The following is a 21,739-nucleotide window of genomic DNA, read 5'->3' as shown; positions in this document are numbered from 1 at the left end:
GGCGGGCCGGTGGTTCACCCGGTCTCGAAGCGCTCTTTGCACAGGGCCTTGAGCGTGCGCACAAAGGAGGCCATGGTGGGCGAGTCGGGCTCGCCCTGGCGTCGATAGAGGGCCACGGGAGGCAGCGGCCAGTCCAGGTCGCAGGCGACGCTGGCGACCTGGGCGCGGGTCGACAGATCGTGCGCCACGTCGGCTGGCACCAGGGCGACCATGGACGGGTTGCGCTCGATCATGCGGCCGACGATCTTGAGCGAGTGGGTCTCGATCGCCGGCACCGGCGGCAGTTCGTCGACCTGCAGGAACATGTCCAGCACCGAGACCCCGAGCGAGGTGCCGGCCGGCGGCAGCAGCCAGTCCATGCCGGCGAGCGCGTGCCAGTCCAGCGGGCGCTTGCCAAGCTGGCGCACAGTCTTGGGGTGGCACACCAGCGCGGGCCGCTGGTGGAACAGGATCTCGCAGTGCAGGTCGCGCACCTGCTCCGCGCCCCAGGCGCGCGTGACCACCGCTTCGAGGCGATGTTCACGCAGCGCCGCCAGCAGGCGGGCGCTGGTGTCCTCTTCGACCGAGAACACGAAAGGCCCGATCTGCTCGCGCGTGCGCGTCAGCGTGTCGCACAGCAGTTGGCCTGACAGGTAGTGAATCACGCCGATGTTGAGCCGCTTGCTGTAGCCCAGTTGGGTCGCGGCCATGTCGTTGGCCCAGTCCTGCAGGTCGGCCAGCAAACGCGCCGCGCGCGACACCGCGATGTGGCCGACAGGCGTCGGCGTCACGCCACCACGCGCCCGTGTGAACAGCGCGGTGCCCATCATGGCCTCGATCTCGGTGAGAGATTGCGTGAGGTAGGGCTGGGTCACGCCCCATTCCTTGGCCACCCGCGACAGCGAACCGTACTGGTCCAGCGCCACCAGCAGGTTCAGGTGCCGCGCCTTGAGGCGCGAGCGCATGCGGTCCAGCGTATCCAGGGCGATCTGGGTCAGTCGATCTTGCATAAGGATTTGATTATGCAAACATCAAGAATTCGATCAATTCGCCTATGGCGGCTGGCTACAGTGAACGGCACCCGAACACGAGAGACAAACCCATGCCCGTCATCGACGTCCACACCCACATCTTCACCCGGCCCTGGCTCGCGCTGCTCGAGCGCCGGGGCGGTCTTTACAACATCCAGGCGCGGCCCGACGGCCAGCACGAGATATTCCGTGGCAACACGCCGGTGGTCATCCCGCAGAAGGGCCATTTCGACTACGACCTGCGCATCCAGCACATGGATCAGGCCGGCATCGACATCTCGGTGATGTCGCTGACCTGCCCCAATGTGTTCTGGGGCGACGAGGAAACCAGCTGCGAGGCCGCGCGCGAATCCAACGATTCGCTGGCCCAGGCCCGCAAGACGCACCCGGATCGGCTGCGCTGGTTCGCATCGCTGCCTTGGGAATACCCACAGCGCGCGCTCGACGAACTCAAGCGCGCCTGCGACAACGGGGCCAGTGGCGTCATGGTGCTGGCCAACATCGCCGGCCGCAGCCTGACCGATCCGGCCTTTGCGCCGATCTGGACCGAGATCGACCGCCGCGCGTTGCCGGTGCTGGTGCACCCGACCGACCCGCCCGGCGTCGACCTGATGGACATGACCCAGTTCGACCTGAGCTGGTCGGTCGGTTTCATGTTCGACACCACGCTGGCGATCACGCGCATGATCTTCGACGGCTTCTTCGACCGGCATCCCAACCTGAAGATCATCGCCTCGCACGCGGGGGGCGCGCTGCCCTACCTGGCGGGCCGCTTCACCAAGGGCGACGAGGTCGAGCTTCCACAGCGGCGCAAGATGCAGCGCAAGCCCATCGACTACCTGCGCCACATCTACTACGACTGCATTTCCTACAGCCCGGCTTCGCTCGAGTTCCTGATCTCGGTGGCAGGAGCCGACCGCGTCATGTTCGGCACCGACTGGCCGCACCAGGTGCACGACACGCGTGGCGCCTTCGCCAACACCGAACGGCTGTCCGCCGAGCAGCGCGACGCGGTGCGCTCGGGCAATGCGGTGCGTGTGTTCGGCTTCTGAAAGGCGCATTCCCATGATGAACCGTCGTTTCGTTCACCGCCTCGTCACCGCTGCCGCCCTGGCGGCCGCGTTCGCGCCAATGGGCGTCGCCGCTCAGGACAAGCCCCCGGTCAGGCTGCTGGTCGGTTTTGCGCCGGGCGGTTCGGTGGATACCGTGGCCCGCTTGCTGGCAGAGCGCCTGCGCCCGCTGCTGGATCGTCGGGTGGTCGTCGAGAACAAGCCTGGCGCCGGCGGGCGCCTGGTCCTGGGTGAGATCAAGCGCGCGCCCGCGGATGGCAACACGCTGGTGCTGTCGCCCAGCGGCGCGCTGGTGATCTCGCCCTGGCTTTACAAGAACTTGGGCTACGACCCTGTCCAGGATTTCGCGCCGATCGCGCGCGTGGCCACCTTCGACTTCGCTGTGACCGCCGGCCCCGCGGCACCGGCTGGCGATATCCGTGCCGTCATGGCCTGGCTCAAGGCCAACCCCACGCGCGCCAACTACGGGTCTTCCGGTGCCGGCACCGTGCCGCATTTTGCAGGCGTGCTGCTGTCGCAGGCCGCGGCCGTGCCGCTGACCCACGTGGCTTACAAGGGCGGCGCGCCCGCCGTGCAGGACCTGCTGGGTGGCCAGATTCCGATCATGGTGGACACCGCGTCCGAAACCATCGAACACCACCGGGCCGGGCGGCTGCGCATCCTGGCGGTCACGGGTCCGACACGCTCGGCCGCATTGCCCGATGTGCCCACCCTCAAGGAGTCCGGCATCGACGCCACGACCGAGGCCTTCATCGGCCTGTACGGCCCGGCCAACGTGCCGGGCGACAAGGTCAAGCAGTTGTCCGATGCCGTGAGCGAAGCCCTGAAAGCGCCCGATCTGCAGGCACGCATCCGCAACCTGGGCCTCGCGGCCAACTATGCGGGCGCTCAGCAACTGGCCGAGACCCAGGCCACCGACTTCAAGCTGTGGGAGCGGCCGATCAAGGCATCCGGCTACACCGCCGAATAGGTTCGCGCCTACTTTCGATACCGCGCGACGTAGGTCGTCGAGGCCGCAGGCGCGACGAGTTCGTGCGTCTGCGCGCCGTTGTCGGACCAATTCTGGAAGCGATACAACTGCGAGCCCTTCTGCCCGTCCGGCGCGCTGATGGTGTTGCGGGAACCCACGATCACGGTGCGACTGAAGGAGGTGGTCGATGCCACGGCCCCGAAAACCAGGGGCAGCCCGTTGGGCGTGGTCTGGAACGTCAGCACGGTCGTCTGCGGATCGATACGCAGTGCCTGGCTGCTGGTGAGTCCGCCGGAGTCGGTGGCGGTCAGCGTCAACTGCAGATACGACGGGAAGGCGTGGTCGGGCGCGGCAAACGTACCTCCCGCAACGCCGGGGTACGTCTGGATGGGGTGCTGATGGCAGTTCGACTGATCATCGCAATGGAAAAGCACCAGCGCCCAGGACAATTGCGAGGCGGGCAACGGACCGTCCTGCGCATCGGTCGCCGAGCCCGAGAAGGCGATCGAGTCGCCCACCTTCCATTTCGTTCCAGCGGCCGGTGTGGCGATGCTGGCCGCCGGCGCCGAGTTTCCTCCCACGTTGATGACGACGCTCGCGTCGCCCGAAGCGCCCTGCGGATCGGTCACCCGCAGCCTGGCGGTGTAGGTCCCCGCTTGTCCGTAGATGAACGACGCCTGTGCGGCGCTGCCGTTGTCGAAGGCGCCGTTGCCGTCGAGGTCCCAGGCGAAGCTCAATGCGTCGCCCGCGTCGGGATCGCTCGACCCTGAACCATTGAAATTGACGGTGAGCGGCGCCCCGCCCGAGGTGGGGTTCGCCACGATGAAGGCCGTCGGGGGGCGGTTTGCGGCGCTCGTGTATTGAATGCGCCGGATCGTTCCGGCGTCGAGGTCGGCATAGAAGAGTTCGCCATTGGGCGCGATCTGCAGGTCGACCGGCCCCGCGGCGTCTACCGCAAAGTTCTCGATGCTGGCCGGGTTCGGCGACCCGTTGGAACCGTTCAGCATGGCCCAGATGCATCTGCGCGAGTAGTCCGCGAAGAACAGTGCGCCGTTGTACTTGGCCGGATAGGCACTGCCGGAATAGAACTCGATGGCCACCCCGGCGATCGCCGACGATCCCGTCGGACACGGATCGTTGGGCAGCACCCTCGCAGAATGCGAGTAGGCATGGTAGGGCGGCGTCACCGCGCCGGGCGTGCCGTAGAGCGCCTGGCAGATGGGCAGGTTCGCTGCCTCGTAACCCGCTTGGCGTCCGGCGCCTTCGTAGCAGGGCCAGCCGAAATTCCTGAGCACGCTGTCGGTCGTGTTGCCGATGACGTTGATTTCTTCCCACTCGCCCCAGCCGACATCGCCGATCCAGATTTCATTGTTGGCGCCCGGGCGCACGTTGATGCGAAACGGATTGCGCAGGCCCGTCGCGATGATCGGGCTGCCATTGATGCCCGCAGGCGCACCGGTCTCCGGATCGATCCGCAGCACGGACCCATCGAGTCCGAGCGGGTCGCTCGTCGTGCGCACATCCTGGCTTCGCAAGGAGCCGCCTTCTTGCGGGGGATCTCCGCAAGGATTGCCCTCCTGTCCGTGGTCGACGAAGGTGAAGCTGGCCCCGTCTCCGGCGCTCACGTAGAGCTTGCCGTCATGTCCGAACACGATGCTGCCGATCGAATGGCTGGGGTATTGCTGGCACCAGTCCTCGATCATGACCCGCTCTCCGTCGGAGCCGATCGTCAGCGAACCGTTGGCGTCCGAAACCAAGGTGAAGCGACTCAACCGTCCGGAGACCACGCAGCCCTGGTCGGTCGCGCCAGGCGGATTGGGGCACGGGTCGGAATCCGTGTTCGGCGTTCCGTACTTCGGCGCGGCGCCCCCGATGTTGCCGTCGTAGGTGTAGAGCACATACAGATACGGCGTAGACGGGAAATTGGGATGAAGCGCCAGGCCCAGCAGACCCCGGTCCCAGAAGTTGTACACGTTGGTCCGGATGTCGATGAGCTGCTTCGCGCTGGCGTCGTTCAAGGAGTTGAAGTATTTGACGACGCCGCGCTTCTCCGCCACGAAGATGCGGCCGTCCGGCGAAAAGCGGACGGCCGTGGGCTGCGTCAGCTGGCTTGCAAAGATGACTTCCTGAAACCCCGGGGGCAGGTTCGTCGCATGCGCGGCCGGGCAGAGGGCCAGCTGGGCTACCAGCGCCATGCCGATCGTTGCGAGCAAATCACGAAGGAAAAGCATGGCAGCTCCAATCGAGACCGAAGTCGTTGGGCGGGAGTCAATGGGCGGCCAAAAGTATGCTCTTCAAGGTCATACTTAAGTATGCTTTTCGCCTGAAAGCGTTACGGCTTGTGTCCGCTGCATTCGGCGGCAGATGGCCTCCGCCTCATTCCGGCTGCGCGTCCAGGGCCGCCGCGCGGGCCCGGCCGCGCTCGCTGTGCAGCATGTACAGGCCCGACCCCACCAGCAGCGCGATGCCCAGCCAGGCCCAGCCGTTGGGGACTTCGCGCCATACCGCGTAGCCCAGCAGCACGGCGACGAGCACGGCCGTGTAGCGAAAGGGCGCCGAGAGCGACACGTCGCCGGAGCGCATGCATTGCACCAGCAGAAAGTAGCCGGCTGCCAGGAAGCCTGCCGCGACGCCCAGCAGGGCCAGCTCGCGCGGCGCCGTCGCCTGCCAGTCGCCCGCCAGGGCCAGGCAGCCCGACAGCAGGGTGACGGCCAACGCCGTGGCCAGCGTGATGATGATCGACGGGATGCCCGGATCGATGCGTCGCGTCATGAGATCGCGCGTGGCATGGAACAGCGTGCCAAGGAGGCACAGAAGGGTCCACGCGTTGAAGCCGTCCCCGCTGGGCTGCACGATGCACAGCACGCCCGCGAAGCCCAGTACCAAGGCGGCCCAGCGCGCCATGCTGGCGCGCTCGCCCAGAAAAAGCACGGCGAACACCGTCATGAACAAGGGCGCGGCGAGGTTGATGGCCGTGGCATTGGCGATCGGCAACTGGAACAGCGACAGCAGGTACATCAAGGTCGCGCAGGCGTCGACCGCGCCGCGAAGCGCCACGCGCGGATTCAGCAAGGCACTCGCCCGGCGCAGTGCGCCCAGCCGGTGCGCGACCAGCAGCACGAGTGCCGAGGCCATCAAGCCGCGCAAGAAGATGAGCTGTGCCGAGGGCATGGCCTGGCTGACGTGCTTGACCAACGCGTCGTTGAGCACGAAGCAGGTCATGGCGCCCACCATCGTGGCAATGGCGCGTCCGTTGGTGCCGGGCTTCATGCCTTGTCGCCCTCAACGATCCCCAGCAGCCACTGCGTAAACACCTGCAGCGGCAATGCCGCGTCCGAGCGTTCCGGCGTCACCAGGTAGTAGTTGCGCTCGCCCGAAAGCGGCCGCGCGCAGGCCACCACCAGTTCGCCGCGCGCCAGTTCGTCGGCCACCAGCATGGTCGGCATCAGCGCCACGCCCAGGCCGTGCGAGGCGGCCGCGGCCAGGATGGAGAAAAGCTCGTAGCGCGGGCCGCCGCGCGCGTTGGGTGCGTCGACCTGCTGCGCGTCGAACCATTGGCGCCAGCCGTCGGGGCGGGTGCTCTGCTGCAGGAGCGGCAGCCTGGCCACCACCGCCGGGCCGACCGGCTTGCCGCGCGGCAGCAGGGCCGGGCTGCACACGGGCACCACGTCCTCGTGCATCAGCAGCTGGGCGTGCGTGCCGGCCCAGTTCTGCACCTGCGCCGGCGTGCCGGCGTAGAGGGCCGCGTCGAATTCCGCATCGGCAAACAGGAAGGGACGGGTGCGCGTCTCGATGTGCACCACCACGTCGGGGTGCAGCTGTGCAAAGGCGGGCAGCCGCGGCACCAGCCAGCGGGTGGCGAAGGTGGGCACCGCCGCCAGCGAGAGCGAGCCGCCTTCGCCCTGGCGCGCCATCGCATCCAGCGTGTCGCGTTCCATCGCCTCCAGCCGGCGCGCGATCTGGCGGGCGTAGGCGGCGCCGCTGGCCGTCAGCGCCACGCCGTGGCGGGTGCGGCGAAACAGCGGTACGCCCAGGAAGGATTCGAGCGCGCCGATCTGGCGCGACACCGCGCTTTGCGTCAGCGCCAGCTCCTGCGCGGCCCGCGTGTAGCTCTCGTGCCGGGCGGCGGCATCGAAACAGAGAAGGGTTTGCAGCGGTGGAATCTTTCGGCGCATGGTATGACGTGGTTGCAGGCTATAGCCCTGCGCTTTCTTCGAGAGAAGAAGGCGAGACATGATTTGACCGCATATCTGGGTTCGGAACAATTGCTTGCTTGCCGCCCGGTGCCGCCGCTACGATTCTTCCCACTCACCCCCTTCTTCCTGTCACACGAATACCGGAGACCGCCATGGCCAGCACCAAGAAAGCATCCTTCCATTGGGACGACCCGTTCCTGCTCGACCAGCAACTGACGGCCGACGAGCGCATGATCCGCGACGCCGCCAACGCCTACTGCCAGGAGCGCTTGGCGCCGCGCGTGCTGGAAGGCTTTCGCAATGGCGAGACCGACCCGGCCGTGTTCCGCGAAATGGGCGCGCTGGGCCTGCTCGGCCCCACCATCCCCGAGCAATACGGCGGCCCCGGCCTCAACTACGTGGCCTACGGCCTGATCGCGCGCGAAATCGAGCGTGTCGATTCCGGCTACCGCTCCATGGCCAGCGTGCAGAGCTCGCTCGTCATGGTGCCCATCCATGAGTTCGGCACCGAGGCGCAAAAGCAGAAGTTCCTGCCCAAGCTGGCCACCGGCGAGTGGATCGGCTGCTTCGGCCTGACCGAGCCTGACCACGGCTCCGACCCCGGCAGCATGGCCACCCGCGCCAAGAAGGTGCCGGGCGGCTATTCGCTGTCCGGCAGCAAGATGTGGATCAGCAACAGCCCGATCGCCGACGTGTTCGTGGTCTGGGCCAAGGAAGTGAGCGAGAGCGGTGCCGTCGGCCCGATCCGCGGCTTCGTGCTGGAGAAAGGCATGAAGGGCCTGTCGGCTCCCGCCATCCACGGCAAGGTGGGCCTGCGCGCCTCCATCACCGGCGAGGTCGTGATGGACGGCGTGTTCTGCCCCGAAGAGAACGCCTTCCCCGAAGTGCAGGGCCTCAAGGGCCCCTTCACCTGCCTCAACAGCGCGCGCTACGGCATCTCCTGGGGCGCGATGGGCGCGGCCGAAGACTGCTGGCACCGCGCCCGCCAGTATGTGCTGGACCGCAAGCAGTTCGGCAAGCCGCTGGCCGCCAATCAGCTGATCCAGAAGAAGCTGGCCGACATGCAGACCGAGATCACGCTGGGCCTGCAGGGCAGCCTGCGCCTGGGCCGCATGAAGGACGAGGGCACCGCCTCGGTCGAGGTCACCTCGATCATGAAGCGCAACAACTGCGGAAAGGCGCTCGACATCGCCCGCCTGGCGCGCGACATGATGGGTGGCAACGGCATCAGCGACGAATTCGGCGTGGCGCGCCACCTGGTCAACCTCGAGGTGGTGAACACCTACGAAGGCACGCACGACATCCACGCCCTCATCCTGGGCCGCGCCATCACCGGCATCGCTGCATTCTGATGGTGACGACCGCCACGGCGAAGCCGGCCGCGCTCGACGGCATCAAGGTGCTGGACCTGTCCCGCGTGCTGGCAGGGCCGTGGTGCACCCAGATCCTGGCCGACCTGGGTGCCGACGTGGTGAAGATCGAGCGGCCCGGCGTGGGCGACGACACGCGCCATTGGGGGCCGCCCTTCCTGAAGGACGCGCAGGGCCAGGACACCGATCAGGCCAGCTACTTCACCTGCTGCAACCGCAACAAGCGCTCGGTCACCATCGACATGGCGAGCGGCGAAGGGCAGCAGCTTCTGAAGAAGATGGCGCAAGAGGCCGACATCCTGGTGGAGAACTTCAAGACCGGCGGCCTCAGGCAATACGGCCTGGACTACGAGAGCCTGCGCGAAGCCAACCCGCGCCTCATCTACTGCAGCGTGACCGGCTTCGGCCACGACGGCCCGCACGCGCAGCGCGCCGGCTACGACCTGATGATCCAGGCCACCAGCGGCATGATGAGCATCACCGGCCGGCCCGACGAGGCGCCGGGCGGTGGGCCCTTGCGCGTGGGCGTGGCGCTGACCGACCTGTTCACCGGCGTCTATGCCTCCAGCGCGATCCTGGCCGCGCTCCACGTGCGCCACACCACGGGCCAGGGCCAGCACATCGACATGGCTCTGCTCGACGTCGGCATGGCGATCCTGGCGAACCAGGCCAGTGCCTTCCTGAACACCGGCAAGGCACCGCAGCGCCAGGGCAACAGCCACCCCAGCCTGGCGCCCTACCAGGACTTCCGCACGCAGGACGGCGCGATGCTGCTGGCCATCGGCAACAACGGCCAGTTCGAGCGCTTTTGCGAAGCCGCCGGCCACGCCGAGTGGGCGGCCGATCCGCGCTTTGCCAGCAACACCTTGCGCGTGCGCCATCGCGAGCTCCTGATTCCGATGATGGAAGAGGTCACGCGCACCCGCAGCACCGCGCAATGGATCGCGCTGCTGGAAGACAAGGCCGTGCCCTGCGGCCCGATCAACGACATTGCCCAAGCTTTTGACGACGAGCAGGTGAAGGCGCGCGGCCTGGCCGTGACCTTGCCGCGCACGGCGGATGACGGCATCGCCGCCATCACCGGCGTGGCCAGCCCCTTGCGCCTTCAGGCCACGCCGCCGGTGCTGCGGCGCGCGCCGCCGGCACTGGGCCAGCACACCGACGAGGTGTTGGCCGAACTGGGCCTGGACGCAGCCCGCGTCGCGCAATTGCGCGCGGCCGGCGTGATCTGATCCCCGATCAGGCCGGGCACCTGGCTGCGGCCGATGCCCAGGTCGCGCAATTCGGCCTCGCTCATCGCCATCAACTGCCGGCGGTCGCGTTGCTGACGCTGCCACGCCGCCGCCACGGCGACGAGGCGTTGGAGGAAGGAAGACGTTTGGCTTGGCGAGTTCACGGGGTGGGCTCCTTGAGAAGGAAGCCCGATCTTCTGCCGCTGCGTGCTATTGTGGAAGTTGAGATTTCTGAGGCCATCAATCAGCCTTCCTGATAGCAAGCGTTCATGCGGCAACTCAACCTCGACCAACTGCGTACCCTGGTTTCCATCGCCGACCTGGGCAGCTTTTCCGCCGCCGCCCGCGCGCTGCACCTGGCGCAGCCCACGGTGAGCCTGCACATCAGCGAACTGGAATCGCGCCTGGGCGCGCCGCTGGTGGTGCGCGGCAACCGGCGCGTGACGCCGACGGCGGCCGGCGCCGCCCTGGTCGAGCGCGGCCGCCGGCTGCTGCGCGAGGCGGATGACGCCATCGATGCGGTCAAGCGCCAATCACAGGGGCTGGCCGGCCGCGTGCGGCTGGGCACCTCCACCGGCGTGGTGGTCGACCTCTTGCCGCAAGTGCTGGAGACGTTGGAGCGCGAGCATGCGGGCATCGACGTGGAAGTGAGCATCCTGGGCTCGGGCAACGCCATCACGCGCCTGTTGGCCGGCACGCTGGACATCGGCCTGGTCGCCATGCCGCAGCCGCCCCAGCCGCAACTGGTGCTCACGCCGTGGCGTACCCAGCCGATCATGGCTTTCGTGCCCAGCCGCTGGAAGGCGCCGAAGCGCATCACGCCCGATTGGCTGGCCCCCAAGCCGCTGATCGCCAACGACGCCAGCACCCACATGTACCGCCAGACCATGGAATGGTTTGCCGACGCCGGCCACTCGCCGCGCGCCCGCATCGAGCTCAACTACGACGCCGCCATCCGCAGCCTGGTGGCGGCCGGCTACGGCGCCGCGCTGCTTCCGCTGCAGGAGAGCACCGACGCGCCGCAGGCGCTGCACGATCGCATGCAGGTGCTGCCCATCACGCCCAAGCTCACGCGGCGGCTCGGCATCGCGCACCGAGCGCGCGGCACCCTGGATGGGGCGACGGCGCGCGTGCTCGAGGTGTTGATGGCGTTTGCCCAAAAGACCTGACGAAAGAGGACGCACGGCCTCGCCGCTTGGCTGCCGCTATGCTGCCGGACGAATTCCGTAACCGACGAGGCTCGTGCATGAAACGCTTCACCTGTGGCTGCCTGCTGCCCCTTTTCAGCGCTGTGCTGCCGACGGGCGCGAGCGCCCAGGCCTGCGAGAGCGGCTTCAGCAAGTCGCCGCAGTTCGCGGCGCAGGATTGCCGCTTCCAGAACCGGCCGAACCCCGATGCCAAGCCGAATCGCTCGACCTGGGACATCTGGTCGCGCTTCTTCCTGGAAAGCAAGCAGGGCACGGTGCCGATCGATCCGGTGCCGGTGCGGCCGATGGACCGCGCCGCGCTGGCGGCGCTCGACGATGCGTCCAACCACATCATCCGGCTCGGCCATTCGTCGCACTTGCTCAAGCTGCGCGGCAAGTGGTGGCTGATCGATCCGGTGTTCGGACCGCGCGCCTCGCCGGTGTCCTTTGCCGGGCCCAAGCGCTTCCATCCCTCGCCCGTGGCGCTGGAGGACGTGCCGCCGATCGAGGGCCTGGTGCTTTCGCACGACCACTACGATCACCTGGACGTGCCGACCATCGAGGCCTTGAACGGCCGCGTGCAGCGCTACTTCGTTCCGCTGGGCGTGGGGCAGCACCTGCGGGACTGGGGCGTACCCGCGGATCGAATCGAGGAATTCGACTGGTGGCAAGAGAGCAAGTGGGGCGAGGTGGCCCTCACGGCCGCGCCGGCGCAGCATTTTTCCGGCCGCACGCTGACTGACCGCAACCGCACGCTGTGGGCCTCGTGGTCCCTGCGGGTCGGCGGCGACCACGTCTTCTATTCCGGCGATTCGGGCTACTTCGCCGGCTTCAAGGAGATTGGCGCGCGGCTGCCCAAGATCGACGTCGCCCTGATGGAAAACGGCGCCTACGACAGCTACTGGCCGGCCGTGCACATGTCGCCCGAGGAAACCGTGCAGGCCTTCCAGGACCTGGGCGCCGGCATGCTCTACCTGGTGCACAACAGCACCTTCGACCTCGCCTTCCACGGCTGGCGCGAGCCGCTGGAGCGCGTCGCGGCGCTTGCCAAGGAGCGCCGCATCGTGCTCGCCACGCCGGAGATCGGCGAAGTGCTGACCATCGGCAAGCCGCGCGAAAACAGGAACTGGTGGGAGGGGCTGCGTTAGTGTGCTGGATGAGCGGGCATGGGGGAAAGACTCTCAGCCCTCTCAAGCGCGCCGATTGACCAGCAGGATGCCCAGGCCCACCCCCGCCAGCGCCAGCACCAGTTGCGCCGTCAGTGGCTCCTTTAGCAAGGCCACGCCGAACACCAGCGCGAACAGCGGCGTGAGAAAGGTGAAGGACGAGATGCGCGTGGCCGGGTAGTGGCGCAGCATCCACATCCAGGCCAGGTAGCTGGCAAAGGCGCCGATCACAGTCTGCAGGCCGATCGAGAGCCAGGCGTAGCCGGAATAGTCGAGCTCCCACTTTTCGCCCAGCAGCAGCGACAGGAATGGCGAGATCGCCGCCGTGACCGCGATTTGATAGAAGAGCGTCTTCTCGGCGCTGGCCGTGGCCAGTCGGGTGGTGCGGATGGCGAGGGTGGTCAGGCCCCACAGCACGCCGGCCAGCAGGGCCAGCGCGTCGCCGTGCAGCACGGATGACGAACTGTGGCCAAAGCTCTCGCTGAAGGCCACCACCACGCCGCCGAAGGCGATTGCGAGGCCCGCCCATTGCACGCCGCGCAGCCGCTCGGCCGGCACGAAGCGCGGCAGCAGCAAGGCCACCACGAAGGGCGAGGTGTAGAGAAACACCGTGAGGCGCGACGCCGAGGTGTGCTGCAGTCCGATGTAGATGCAGGTGAACTCGCCGGCGAACAGGGCGCCGGCCAGCAGGCCGCCGGGCAGGGTGCCGTCGCGCTCGAACAGCTTCACGCCGCGCGCCGCGCACCAGGCCCACAACAGCAGCACCGCGCCGGCCATGCGGATCGAGGCCTGCCACAGCGGCGGCACTTCGGTGACCGTGGTCTTGATGAGAATCTGCTGCAGCCCCCAGAACGCGCAGCAGACGACGAGCAGCGAGACGGCGAGCGTGTCGAGGTGGTTCTTGCGGACGATCGTCATGGGCAATGAAAGGTTGGGGGCTGCATCCTCACAAAGGATGCTCGGTATAGAAACGCCCGCCGTGAAACAGCAGCGGTGCCGCGCCGGGCTGGTGCGCGCAGCGCTCCACCTCGCCGACGAAGATCACGTGGTCGCCTTCGTCATAGCGGCTGCGGTTGAAGCATTCGAAACTGGCGACGCAGCCCTCGAGCACCGGCGCGCCGCCGATGCCGGTGCTGAACTGCACGTCGGCCCAGCGGTCCACGTTCTTGGTGGCAAAGCGCTCCGCCAGTTCCTTCTGGCTGGCCGCCAGGATGTTGACGGCGTAGTGCGAACCGGTGCGCAGTGCCGGCATCGAGCCGGCGCCGCGCGCCAGGCTCCACAGCACCAGGGGCGGCGCCAGCGAGACCGAGTTGAAGGAGTTGGCCGTGAGCCCGACCAGGCTGCCATCCGCCGAACGTGCCGTGACGATGGTGACGCCGGTGGCGAACATGCCCAGCGCCGCGCGGAACTCGTCGGTGGTGAAGGAGGGCGCTTGCGCCCGTTGGGGAGGACTCACGATGGATGAATGGAAGAGGCCGCCGGGGGCGGGCGCCTATTCTGGCCGAACGGCCGCCAACACGCCGCGCTTCGGCGACATGGCCTTGCGCGCGCGCTCGTTCAGCCGAAGAACCAGTAGGTGACCGCGATCGCCGCCACCACGCCGGCCAGTTCCGCCAGCAGCGCACAGGCCACCGCATGCCGCGCACGCTGGATGCCGACGGCACCGAAGTACACCGCCAGCACGTAGAAGGTGGTCTCGGTGCTGCCCTGGATGGTGGCGGCCGCCAGCGCGGGAAAGCTGTCCACGCCCTGGCTTTGCATGGTCTCGATCAGCATGGCGCGCGCCGCGCTGCCCGAGAAAGGCTTGACCAGCGCGGTCGGCAGGGCATCGACAAAGCGGGTATCCCAGCCGGTCTGCGCCACCGCCCAGCGAATGCCGTCCAGCAGCAGGTCCAGTGCGCCCGAGGCGCGCAGCACGCCGATCGCGCACAGCATCGCCACCAGGTAGGGCAGCAGGCTCTTGGCGACATCGAAGCCTTCCTTCGCGCCTTCGATGAAGCGCTCGTACACGGCAACGCGCTTGAAAGCGCCCAGCAGCAGGAAGGCGAGGATCAGGCCGAACAGGACCAGGTTGCCCATCAGCGACGACAGGGACGCAAGCGCGGCAGCGCTCAGGCTGGCCAGCAATGCCATGAAGCCGGCCAGCGCCAGCGCCAGCGGCAGCAGGTAGGCCAGCACCACCGGGTCCCACAACTTGAGGCGCTGCACCACGGCCACCGTGAGCAGGCCGGTCACGGTCGAGGCGGTGGTGGCCAGCAGGATCGGCAGGAACACCAGCGTCGGATCGGCCGCGCCCTGCTGCGCCCGGTACATGAAGATGCTGACGGGCAGCAGGGTCAGCGAGGAGGCATTGAGCACCAGGAACAGGATCTGCGCATTGCTGGCGCTCACCGGGCTGGGGTTGAGCGTCTGCAGCTCGCGCATCGCCTTCAGGCCCATGGGCGTGGCCGCGTTGTCCAGCCCGAGGCCGTTGGCCGCGAAGTTGAGCGTGATGAGGCCCAGCGCCGGATGACCTTCGGGCACCTCGGGCATCAGCCGCCTGAACAGCGGCCCCAACCAGCGCGCCAGCGCATTCACCAGGCCGGCCGCTTCGGCGATGCGCAGGAACCCCAGCCACAGGGTGAGCGTGCCGAACAACAGCACCATCACTTCCACCGACAGCTTGGCCATGGCGAACAGCGCCTCGACCATGGCGGCGAACACGCCGGCATCTCCCGCGCCCAGCCAGCGCGTGAAGCCCGCGACGGCCGCCGCGACGAAGAATCCCAGCCACAGGCCGTTCAACATGCGTCAGGCCATTCCATGGAAGCCGAAGCCGGCGATGGGCGCGCGCTCGCCGCTGATCAGCGCCGCCATCGCCTTGCCCGAGCCCGCGCCATGGGTCCAGCCCAGGGTGCCGTGGCCGGCATTGACCCAGAGCCTGCCGACCTTGGTGCGGCCGATGAAGGGGATGTTGGTCGGCGTGGCCGGGCGCAGGCCGGTCCAGTAGTGGGGCGCGCCGCCTTCTTCCTCGCTGCGCGTGTCGCACACGCCGGGCAGCACCTGCTCGACGCGCCTGGCCAGAAGTTGGCAGCGGGCGCGTGCCAGCGGCGTGTCCAGCGAAGTGTCGAAGCCATTGAGCTCGATGGTGCCTGCCACGCGAAGCTGATCGCCGAGCCGCGTCATGGCGCAATGCACTTCGTCGTCGATGGTGCTGATCCAGGGCGCGGCCTCCGGCTTCAGGATCTTGAAGGTTGCCGAGTAGCCCTTTCCTGGATAGATCGGCAGATCGACGCCGACCGTGCGCAGCAGCGGCGCGCTGTACGAGCCGCAGGCCACCACCACCGCGTCGGCCTTGAGGACCAGGTCGTTGCTGGCAGAGGCCTCGCCGGAGCCGGCGCCGACGTGCACCGACTGCACCTCGTTGCCCGCCACGTCGATGCTGTGCACCGTGCGGCCGAAGAGCAAGCGCGCACCGCGGGCCGCGCAGCGGCGCGCCAGCGCCTGGGTGAAGCGCCGTGCGTCGCCCGATTCGTCGCTGGCGGTGTAGGTGCCGCCCACGATGTGCTTTTCGCCGTAGGCGCGAAAGGCCGGCTCGATGGCCAGCAGCGCATCGCGGCTGAGCACCTGGCGCTCCACGCCATGGCTGTGCATCAGCTCGGCCGCATGGGCTGCCTCGTCGAAGGACTTCTGGCTGGTGAAGTAGTGGGCGATGCCGCGCGTCAGCCGGTCGTACTCGATGCCGGTGGCGCCCACCACTTCGCGCAGGGCCTCGTGGCTGTAGGCGCCCAGCGCCACCAGTTGCGCCACGTTGCGGGCAAAGGCAGCGTCATTGCACTGCGTCAGGAACTGCAGGCCCCAGCGCCATTGCTGCCAGTCGGCCCGGGGCCGGAAGAGCAGCGGCGACTCCTTGCTGAACATCCACTTCAAGAGCTGCAGCGGCGCGCCCTTGTAGGCCCAGGGTTCGCAATAGCTCACCGAGATCTGGCCGGCATTGGCAAAGCTGGTTTCCAGTGCCGCATCGGGCTGGCGATCCACCAGGGTGACTTCGTGCCCGCGCTCCAGCAGATGCCACGCGGTGCTGACGCCGATGATGCCGGCGCCCAGGACAATGACTTTCATGGGCCCAGAGTGTCGCGTATCGTGGCCGCCATGCTGCGTCGTGACCTGAACCGTGCCGCTCTTCTTCTGGCGCTGGGCGCCTGGACCCTGCCGCGTTTCCTGAACGCGCAAGAGCGGCCGCGCTGGAGCGCCGACCCTTTCAGCCTCGGCGTGGCCAGCGGCATGCCCCGGCCCGACAGCGTGGTGCTGTGGACGCGGCTCGCGCCGCTGGGCGAGGACGATGCGCAACGCGACGCACGTGCGCCTTGCAAGGTACGCTGGGAGCTCTTTGCCGACGAGGCGCTGCGTCAGCCGGTGGCCAGCGGCGAGCAGATCACCGGCGCCTCGCGCGCCTTCAGCGTGCATGTGCAGGCCACCGGCCTCTTGCCGCAGCGCGCGTACTGGTATCGCTTTTCCTGCGGCGATGCGCAAAGCGCGGTGGGCCGCACCCGCACCGCGCCGGCCGCGGGCGCGCCGGTGGCGCGGCTGCGGCTGGCGCTGGCTTCCTGCCAGCACTACGAATACGGCTTCTATGCGGCGCACCGCGAGATCGCCGGGCGCGAGCTGGACGCCGTGCTCTTCGTGGGCGACTACATCTACGAAGGCAGCATCGGCGCGTCCAACGCAGTGCGCCGGCACGACGCCGGCATGCCCCAGGGGCTGGATGAGTACCGCGCCCGCCATGCGCTCTACAAGCGCGATCCCGACCTGCAGGCCGCGCATGCGGCCCACCCCTGGATCCTGACCTGGGACGACCACGAGGTGGTGAACGACTACGTTGCCGACCGCGAGCCCGCGCCCACCGGCAGCGCCCAGTTCCTGCGCCGGCGCGCCGCCGCCTACCGCGCCTACTTCGAGCACATGCCGCTGGCGCTGGCGCCGCAGGGCGCGGCCATGCGCATCCACGACCGCTTTGCCTGGGGCGACCTGGCCGACCTCTGGACCCTGGATTGCCGGCAGTACCGCAGCCCGCATGCCTGCCCCGATCCGCAGAGGGACCATGGCCGCCTGGTGACCGCCTGCGCCGAGTTGGCGGAGCCGGAGCGCAGCATGTTGGGCTCCGCGCAGGAGCGCTGGTTGTCCGAAGGCCTGGTGGCATCGGGCGCGCGCTGGAAGCTGCTGGCCCAGTCGACCCAGGTGAGCTCTACCGCGCTGGAGACGCCGCAGGGCCGCCAGACCTGGACCGATGGCTGGGACGGCTACCCCATGGCGCGCAGCCGCATGCTGCAAGGCATGGCCGACACGGGTGTGCGCAATGCCATCACGCTGGGTGGCGACGTGCATCGCTTCGTTGCGGCCGACCTGCGCGTGGTGCCCAACGACCCGGGCTCGCCCATCGTGGCCAGCGAGTTCGTCGGCGGCTCGGTCACCTCGCGCGGCGCCAGCCAGGCCAGCATGGCGCGGATGCGCCAGGGCAACCCCGACATCGCGCATGCCCGCGGCGACGAACGCGGCTATGCCTTGCTGGAGATCGACCGCGAGGCGGCGCGCTGCGAGTTCCGCGCCACCGCCCATCCGGCGGCAGAGGGCGCGAGCCTGGCGCGCCAGGCGCTGTTCGTGATCGAAAGCGGCCGGCCCGGCGTCGCGGCCGGTTGATGAAGAAGAAGGCTCAGCGCCCGGGCACTTCAATCAGCAGTTGGGGCCGAAAGCCTTCCTGCTCGCCCTTGCTGCGATAGCCCAGCGGGTTGGCCATCACGCGGCAGCCCTCTTTCACGTAGTCGAAGGCGCAGTGCAGATGGCCATGCAGCCACAACTGCGCCTTGGGCAGCAGTTCGTCCAGCGAATTGCAGAAGCCGGCCGTGCCGGGCGTGAGTCCGTAGCGCGGGTCGGCGCTGGCCAGGCTGGGCGCGAAATGGGTGACGACCACGGTGGTGCCGTCGAAGGGCTGTGCCAGCGCCTCGCGCAGCCAGGCCTGGCAGACCAGCGCCTGTTCGCGCACTTCGTCGGCCAGAAAGGGCTGGCCGGCGCGGGTGGTCGCGCAGGTCTCCAGGTAGTAGTTGGCGGCGCGCATGGCCTTGCCGCGCTTCTTCAGCTGCTCGGTCATGGGTTCCTTCGGGTCGACCAGGGCGTCGAAGTCGGTCCACAGGGTGCTGCCGACAAAGCGCATGCCGTCGATCACCATCACCTCGGACTCCAGCCAGCGGATGTCCAGCCGCTCGCAGGCCTCGCGCAGGCGCGCATGCACCGCATCGAAGTCGTCGTTGTCGTACTCGTGGTTGCCCGGCAGGTAGAGCACCGGCGTCGGCCAGCCGTGCCGGGGCGAGAAGCGTTCCAGCCCGTAGAGCGAATCTGCCAGGCGCGAGCCGGCCTGGTAGGAGCCGATGTCGCCCGCCAGCACCAGCAGGTCGGCGCCGGGCGCCGGCGCCACTACGAAGTTCGGATGCGTTTCCAGGTGCAGGTCCGAGAGCAGTTGCAGTTTCATGGGGGCCATTGTCTGCGGCAGCGGCGCGGCTGGCATGGCGAATCGGGTTATGCAGGTCGCGCATAACCTTGGCGTGCAAGGCCTAGGGAAAACCCTTAAAGTACATCCATCACCAACCGGAGGCGTGGTTCAAAAGACCCGCAACACCATGTTCGCCTTGTTTGCCCAAGTGGCCAATTTCTTCCGTTCTTCTGCTTCCGAGCCGAGCCACGCCTCGGCCCTGATGGAAGCCGCAGACAGCATGGCAGGCTTCGACGCCCGCCAGGCACAGGAGCTGCGCGCTGCCGCCAGCGCCTGGCTGAGCGTGGTGCGCTAAGGCGCACAGCGAGAGTCAGCGCCTACTACTGAGCTCCAGGGCCGGGCCAGAGAATCTAGAGGCGAACCCCGGAGCCCTTCACGACCGGGGCCAGCTGCGCGGCCTGCTCGCGCACGAAGGCAGTGAAGCCGGCGGCACTCGCCGGCTGGGTGGCGATGCCCAGTTCGCCCATCTTCTTCTTGAATTCGGCATCCGCCAGTACCTCGTTGGTGGCCGCGTTCAGCCGCGCCACCACGTCGGCCGGCAGCTTGGCCGGGCCCGACAGGCCGAAGAAGTTCTCCAGCACCAGATTCTTGTAGCCCGCCTCGACCACCGTCGGCACGTCCGGCACCAGGGCCGAGCGGGTGGCCGAGGTCACGGCAATCGGCCGGATCTGTCCGCTCTTGAAGTAGGGCACGAAGGCCGTCAGCACGTCGATGCCCATGGGAACGACCCCGGCGATCAGGTCGGTGGTCATGGGCGCGCCCCCGCGGTAGGGCACGTGCACCAGCTCCACCTTCATTTCCTTGCGCATCAGCTCGCCGTAGATGTGGCCGATGGAGGCCGGGCCGCCGGAGCCGAAATCGAGCCGGCCGCTGGCCCTGGCCTGCTTCTCGATGTCGGCCATGGTCTTGAGCGTCGTTTGCGGATTGGCCATCACCACGCAGGGCGCAGTGCCGATCAAGGCGATGTGGCTGAAGCCCAGGGCCGGGTCGTAGGGCTGCTTTTCCAGCGCAAAGGGGCCGATCGACAAGGGCGTCGAGTTGGCCAGCAGCAGCGTGTAGCCATCGGCTGGCGCGTGCGTCACCGCCAGCCCGCCGACGCTGCCGCCGGCACCGGGCCGGTTGTCGACCACCACCGCCTGGCCCAGCTTGCGCGCCAGCTGCTCGGCCAGCACGCGCGCCACGATGTCGCTGGCGCCGCCGGCCGGGAAGCTGACGATGATCTTGATCGGGCGCTCGGGCCACGCGGCCAGCGCGGGCAGGGCCAGGGCGGCGGCGCCAGCCCCTAGGGTGCGCAGCGCGCTGCGGCGGGAGATCGGGTTCATGGATACAAGCCTAGACGTGGAGACGGGCGTTTCCAAGCAGGAAGCGCGCCGCGCCCCGTCAGGCGTGCCCGAGCCTCAGGCCAGCGGCGGCCGCGGAAAGGCCATGTCGGCCGAGCGCACCAGCGCCTGGCGCAGCCACTCGTGGGCATGGCCGTACTGGGCGCGTCGGTGCCAGACGGCATCAACGTGCATCAGCGGCTGCTCGAAGGGCAGGTCGCGCAGCACCAGTTGCTCCTTGAAGCCGGTGACGCCGATGAAGTGGCGCGGCAGCACGGTGAGCAGGTCGGAACTGGCCACCACCCGGCCTGCGGTGAAGAACTGGTTGACGGTGGCCACGATGCGCCGCTCCCGGCCCAGCGCGCCCAGGGTCTGGTCGACGAAGCCGAAGGGCCGGCCGGAAAAGCTCACCAGCAGATGGCGGGCGGCGCAGTATTCGTCCAGGCCCAGCGGCGCCTGCGCCAGCGGATGGTCGTGCCGCATGGCGCAGACGTACTGGCTGACATAGAGGCGCTGCGATTCGAAGGGCAGGGCCTCGCCCGACTGGGCGGCCGCGGTCAGGCTCGCCATCAGCGCCGGAAAGTAGCCGATCGCCATGTCGGCCGCCTCTTCCTCCAAAAGTGGCCGCGGGTCGCGGGTGGTCAGCGGCACGGTGCGCACCGAGATGCCCGGCGCTTCCGCTTCCCCGATGCGAATCAGGCCCGGCATCAGCTCGGCCGCCGTGGCGTCCGCCATGGCAAGCACAAAAGTGGTGCGCGCACTGGCCGGGTCGAATTCGCTGGGCGCCAGGGTGTGCTGCAGCTGGCGCAGCGCCTCGCGCACCGTGGGCCACAGGGCCAGCGCGCGCGGCGTCGGCGCCACGCCGGCGCCGGCCCGGCGCACCAGCTCGTCGCCCAGCAACTCGCGCAGGCGGCGCAAGGCGTTGCTGACGGCCGGCTGGGTCAGCGAGAGGTTGCGTGCGGCGCGGGTCAGGTTGCGCTCGGCCATCACCTCATCGAAGACGCGCAGCAGGTTCAGGTCGAGGGTTCGGAAGTTGACTTTCATTACCAGCGTGAATGGATAGCATCACAAAGATAAACTTGCGAAACACTAGGGAGAACCCTAATATCACCCCATCGTTCAGGCCACAAGCCGCTTCAAGAGGGAAAACATCATGACCACCACCAGTTTCGTTCACGTTGACCAACCGACCCAGCACCCCGGCGTAGCGCGGGCCGAGGCTGTGGTCTCGCAACTTCGCGCCGCCCGCGGCCGCCTGAACGGCGCCCGTGGTCTGGCTGCCGGCCTGCTGGCGGCTGTCGTGGCCGCCATGCTGGTGGTGATCGACCGCATGGTCTCCAACCTGGAAGACGGCGAGATGCTGGCCGGCTGGGCCGCCCTCTCGGGCCTGTTGTTCGTCGCGCTGGCCCTGGGTGCCAACGCCATGCGTTCGGTCGGTGCCCGCCTGGCCGCCACCTGGAAGCAAGGCGCCGAGCGCCGCGCCAATGCCCGTGCCGATGCGCAGTTCATGGCCTACGCCGCCTTCGACCCGCGCGTCATGCACGAGCTGCAGGCTGCCGTGACCCGCTACGAACAGGACACGCAGACCGACGCGCCTGCCGCTGACGTCCAGCGCAAGTTCGTGGCCGATGCAGCGCCCAGCCTGTACGAAGCCTCGCGCCGCGTGCGCATGGCTCAGTACTATTGATCCGCTTCT

General features: G+C 68.3%; 20 protein-coding genes and 1 pseudogene. 9 read left to right on the top strand and 12 right to left on the bottom strand.

The window, feature by feature from the left end:
* Positions 1-14: 14 nt before the first annotated feature.
* Entirely contained in the window at positions 15-989 is a 975-nt protein-coding gene (locus tag ACIPRI_RS06275) for a LysR substrate-binding domain-containing protein (RefSeq protein ID WP_446620559.1), read from the bottom strand.
* A gap of 92 nt (positions 990-1,081) precedes the next feature.
* On the opposite strand from ACIPRI_RS06275, the gene ACIPRI_RS06270 reads away from it, so the two are divergent.
* Entirely contained in the window at positions 1,082-2,062 is a 981-nt protein-coding gene (locus tag ACIPRI_RS06270) for an amidohydrolase family protein (protein WP_446620558.1), read from the top strand.
* 13 nt (positions 2,063-2,075) lie between these two features.
* Positions 2,076-3,050: a Bug family tripartite tricarboxylate transporter substrate binding protein gene (locus tag ACIPRI_RS06265; protein WP_446620557.1), complete on the top strand. Its 975-nt coding sequence runs from the start codon at positions 2,076-2,078 to the stop codon at positions 3,048-3,050.
* An 8-nt stretch (positions 3,051-3,058) separates the two neighbouring features.
* Here ACIPRI_RS06265 and ACIPRI_RS06260 read toward each other — a convergent pair whose 3' ends face one another.
* The 3 genes from ACIPRI_RS06260 to ACIPRI_RS06250 form a co-directional block, all read right to left on the bottom strand.
* Positions 3,059-5,281 carry a PQQ-dependent sugar dehydrogenase gene (locus ACIPRI_RS06260; RefSeq protein ID WP_446620556.1) on the bottom strand — a complete coding sequence of 741 codons (2,223 nt, stop codon included), beginning with the start codon at positions 5,279-5,281 and terminating at the stop codon, positions 3,059-3,061.
* A gap of 145 nt (positions 5,282-5,426) precedes the next feature.
* Complete coding sequence (locus tag ACIPRI_RS06255; protein ID WP_446620555.1) at positions 5,427-6,320, bottom strand: DMT family transporter; 894 nt, start codon at positions 6,318-6,320, stop codon at positions 5,427-5,429.
* Positions 6,317-7,225 (bottom strand): LysR substrate-binding domain-containing protein, encoded by a 909-nt coding sequence (locus tag ACIPRI_RS06250; RefSeq protein ID WP_446620554.1) that lies wholly within the window; start codon positions 7,223-7,225, stop codon positions 6,317-6,319. Before ACIPRI_RS06250 ends, ACIPRI_RS06255 begins: the two co-directional genes overlap by 4 nt.
* Before the next feature lie 173 nt (positions 7,226-7,398).
* On the opposite strand from ACIPRI_RS06250, the gene ACIPRI_RS06245 reads away from it, so the two are divergent.
* Positions 7,399-8,598, top strand: a complete 1,200-nt coding sequence (locus ACIPRI_RS06245) for an acyl-CoA dehydrogenase (RefSeq protein WP_446620553.1) — start codon at positions 7,399-7,401, stop codon at positions 8,596-8,598.
* Complete coding sequence (locus tag ACIPRI_RS06240; RefSeq protein WP_446620552.1) at positions 8,598-9,848, top strand: CaiB/BaiF CoA transferase family protein; 1,251 nt, start codon at positions 8,598-8,600, stop codon at positions 9,846-9,848. The genes ACIPRI_RS06245 and ACIPRI_RS06240 overlap by 1 nt, the downstream gene beginning before the upstream one ends.
* A 29-nt stretch (positions 9,849-9,877) precedes the next feature.
* Here the strand turns inward: ACIPRI_RS06240 and ACIPRI_RS06235 are convergent.
* Positions 9,878-9,964, bottom strand: a pseudogene (locus ACIPRI_RS06235) (DUF1127 domain-containing protein); the annotation flags it as partial.
* 153 nt (positions 9,965-10,117) lie between these two features.
* Between ACIPRI_RS06235 and ACIPRI_RS06230 the strand changes: the two are divergent.
* Together ACIPRI_RS06230 and ACIPRI_RS06225 are read left to right on the top strand one after the other, a co-directional pair.
* Positions 10,118-11,017, top strand: a complete 900-nt coding sequence (locus ACIPRI_RS06230; RefSeq protein ID WP_446620551.1) for a LysR family transcriptional regulator — start codon at positions 10,118-10,120, stop codon at positions 11,015-11,017.
* Positions 11,018-11,094: 77 nt separating this feature from the next.
* A complete protein-coding gene (locus ACIPRI_RS06225) occupies positions 11,095-12,183 on the top strand; it encodes an MBL fold metallo-hydrolase (protein WP_446620550.1) in 1,089 nt (362 codons plus the stop codon).
* 42 nt (positions 12,184-12,225) lie between these two features.
* Here the strand turns inward: ACIPRI_RS06225 and ACIPRI_RS06220 are convergent, their stop codons facing one another.
* From ACIPRI_RS06220 to ACIPRI_RS06205, 4 genes are all read right to left on the bottom strand, one after another.
* Positions 12,226-13,119 (bottom strand): DMT family transporter, encoded by an 894-nt coding sequence (locus ACIPRI_RS06220; protein WP_446620549.1) that lies wholly within the window; start codon positions 13,117-13,119, stop codon positions 12,226-12,228.
* Between the two features lie 28 nt (positions 13,120-13,147).
* Positions 13,148-13,591, bottom strand: a complete 444-nt coding sequence (locus tag ACIPRI_RS06215) for a flavin reductase family protein (protein ID WP_446621058.1) — start codon at positions 13,589-13,591, stop codon at positions 13,148-13,150.
* Between the two features lie 167 nt (positions 13,592-13,758).
* Positions 13,759-14,988, bottom strand: coding sequence for a nucleoside recognition domain-containing protein (locus ACIPRI_RS06210; RefSeq protein ID WP_446620548.1), 1,230 nt, complete (start codon positions 14,986-14,988; stop codon positions 13,759-13,761).
* Between the two features lie 3 nt (positions 14,989-14,991).
* Positions 14,992-16,302, bottom strand: coding sequence for a D-amino acid dehydrogenase (locus ACIPRI_RS06205; RefSeq protein ID WP_446620547.1), 1,311 nt, complete (start codon positions 16,300-16,302; stop codon positions 14,992-14,994).
* A 30-nt stretch (positions 16,303-16,332) separates the two neighbouring features.
* Here ACIPRI_RS06205 and ACIPRI_RS06200 point away from each other — a divergent pair, with 30 nt between their 5' ends.
* A complete protein-coding gene (locus ACIPRI_RS06200; RefSeq protein WP_446620546.1) occupies positions 16,333-17,877 on the top strand; it encodes an alkaline phosphatase D family protein in 1,545 nt (514 codons plus the stop codon).
* A 13-nt stretch (positions 17,878-17,890) separates the two neighbouring features.
* On the opposite strand, the gene ACIPRI_RS06195 is transcribed toward ACIPRI_RS06200, so the two are convergent.
* Complete coding sequence (locus ACIPRI_RS06195; protein ID WP_446620545.1) at positions 17,891-18,703, bottom strand: metallophosphoesterase; 813 nt, start codon at positions 18,701-18,703, stop codon at positions 17,891-17,893.
* Between ACIPRI_RS06195 and ACIPRI_RS06190 the strand changes: the two genes are divergently transcribed.
* Positions 18,702-19,019, top strand: a complete 318-nt coding sequence (locus tag ACIPRI_RS06190) for a hypothetical protein (protein WP_446620544.1) — start codon at positions 18,702-18,704, stop codon at positions 19,017-19,019. The genes ACIPRI_RS06195 and ACIPRI_RS06190 overlap by 2 nt on opposite strands.
* Positions 19,020-19,074: 55 nt before the next feature.
* Here ACIPRI_RS06190 and ACIPRI_RS06185 read toward each other — a convergent pair whose 3' ends face one another.
* Together ACIPRI_RS06185 and ACIPRI_RS06180 are read right to left on the bottom strand one after the other, a co-directional pair.
* Positions 19,075-20,046 (bottom strand): Bug family tripartite tricarboxylate transporter substrate binding protein, encoded by a 972-nt coding sequence (locus tag ACIPRI_RS06185; protein ID WP_446620543.1) that lies wholly within the window; start codon positions 20,044-20,046, stop codon positions 19,075-19,077.
* 75 nt (positions 20,047-20,121) lie between these two features.
* Positions 20,122-21,087, bottom strand: a complete 966-nt coding sequence (locus tag ACIPRI_RS06180) for a LysR family transcriptional regulator (protein WP_446620542.1) — start codon at positions 21,085-21,087, stop codon at positions 20,122-20,124.
* Positions 21,088-21,196: 109 nt separating this feature from the next.
* Here ACIPRI_RS06180 and ACIPRI_RS06175 point away from each other — a divergent pair, with 109 nt between their 5' ends.
* Positions 21,197-21,730, top strand: coding sequence for a hypothetical protein (locus ACIPRI_RS06175; protein WP_446620541.1), 534 nt, complete (start codon positions 21,197-21,199; stop codon positions 21,728-21,730).
* Positions 21,731-21,739: the final 9 nt, after the last annotated feature.

The sequence above is a fragment of the Variovorax sp. LARHSF232 genome (assembly GCF_052871435.1).
Note: the sequence above shows the minus strand (reverse complement) of the source record. Positions and strands in the feature narration are given on the sequence as shown.

Coding starts and splice junctions, on each gene's coding strand:
- ACIPRI_RS06275 (WP_446620559.1), bottom strand. CDS start 989: ATGCAAGATCGACTGACCCAGATCGCCCTGGATACGCTGGACCGCATG.
- ACIPRI_RS06270 (WP_446620558.1), top strand. CDS start 1,082: ATGCCCGTCATCGACGTCCACACCCACATCTTCACCCGGCCCTGGCTC.
- ACIPRI_RS06265 (WP_446620557.1), top strand. CDS start 2,076: ATGATGAACCGTCGTTTCGTTCACCGCCTCGTCACCGCTGCCGCCCTG.
- ACIPRI_RS06260 (WP_446620556.1), bottom strand. CDS start 5,281: ATGCTTTTCCTTCGTGATTTGCTCGCAACGATCGGCATGGCGCTGGTA.
- ACIPRI_RS06255 (WP_446620555.1), bottom strand. CDS start 6,320: ATGAAGCCCGGCACCAACGGACGCGCCATTGCCACGATGGTGGGCGCC.
- ACIPRI_RS06250 (WP_446620554.1), bottom strand. CDS start 7,225: ATGCGCCGAAAGATTCCACCGCTGCAAACCCTTCTCTGTTTCGATGCC.
- ACIPRI_RS06245 (WP_446620553.1), top strand. CDS start 7,399: ATGGCCAGCACCAAGAAAGCATCCTTCCATTGGGACGACCCGTTCCTG.
- ACIPRI_RS06240 (WP_446620552.1), top strand. CDS start 8,598: ATGGTGACGACCGCCACGGCGAAGCCGGCCGCGCTCGACGGCATCAAG.
- ACIPRI_RS06230 (WP_446620551.1), top strand. CDS start 10,118: ATGCGGCAACTCAACCTCGACCAACTGCGTACCCTGGTTTCCATCGCC.
- ACIPRI_RS06225 (WP_446620550.1), top strand. CDS start 11,095: ATGAAACGCTTCACCTGTGGCTGCCTGCTGCCCCTTTTCAGCGCTGTG.
- ACIPRI_RS06220 (WP_446620549.1), bottom strand. CDS start 13,119: ATGACGATCGTCCGCAAGAACCACCTCGACACGCTCGCCGTCTCGCTG.
- ACIPRI_RS06215 (WP_446621058.1), bottom strand. CDS start 13,591: ATGTTCGCCACCGGCGTCACCATCGTCACGGCACGTTCGGCGGATGGC.
- ACIPRI_RS06210 (WP_446620548.1), bottom strand. CDS start 14,988: ATGTTGAACGGCCTGTGGCTGGGATTCTTCGTCGCGGCGGCCGTCGCG.
- ACIPRI_RS06205 (WP_446620547.1), bottom strand. CDS start 16,302: ATGAAAGTCATTGTCCTGGGCGCCGGCATCATCGGCGTCAGCACCGCG.
- ACIPRI_RS06200 (WP_446620546.1), top strand. CDS start 16,333: ATGCTGCGTCGTGACCTGAACCGTGCCGCTCTTCTTCTGGCGCTGGGC.
- ACIPRI_RS06190 (WP_446620544.1), top strand. CDS start 18,702: ATGGGGGCCATTGTCTGCGGCAGCGGCGCGGCTGGCATGGCGAATCGG.
- ACIPRI_RS06195 (WP_446620545.1), bottom strand. CDS start 18,703: ATGAAACTGCAACTGCTCTCGGACCTGCACCTGGAAACGCATCCGAAC.
- ACIPRI_RS06185 (WP_446620543.1), bottom strand. CDS start 20,046: ATGAACCCGATCTCCCGCCGCAGCGCGCTGCGCACCCTAGGGGCTGGC.
- ACIPRI_RS06180 (WP_446620542.1), bottom strand. CDS start 21,087: ATGAAAGTCAACTTCCGAACCCTCGACCTGAACCTGCTGCGCGTCTTC.
- ACIPRI_RS06175 (WP_446620541.1), top strand. CDS start 21,197: ATGACCACCACCAGTTTCGTTCACGTTGACCAACCGACCCAGCACCCC.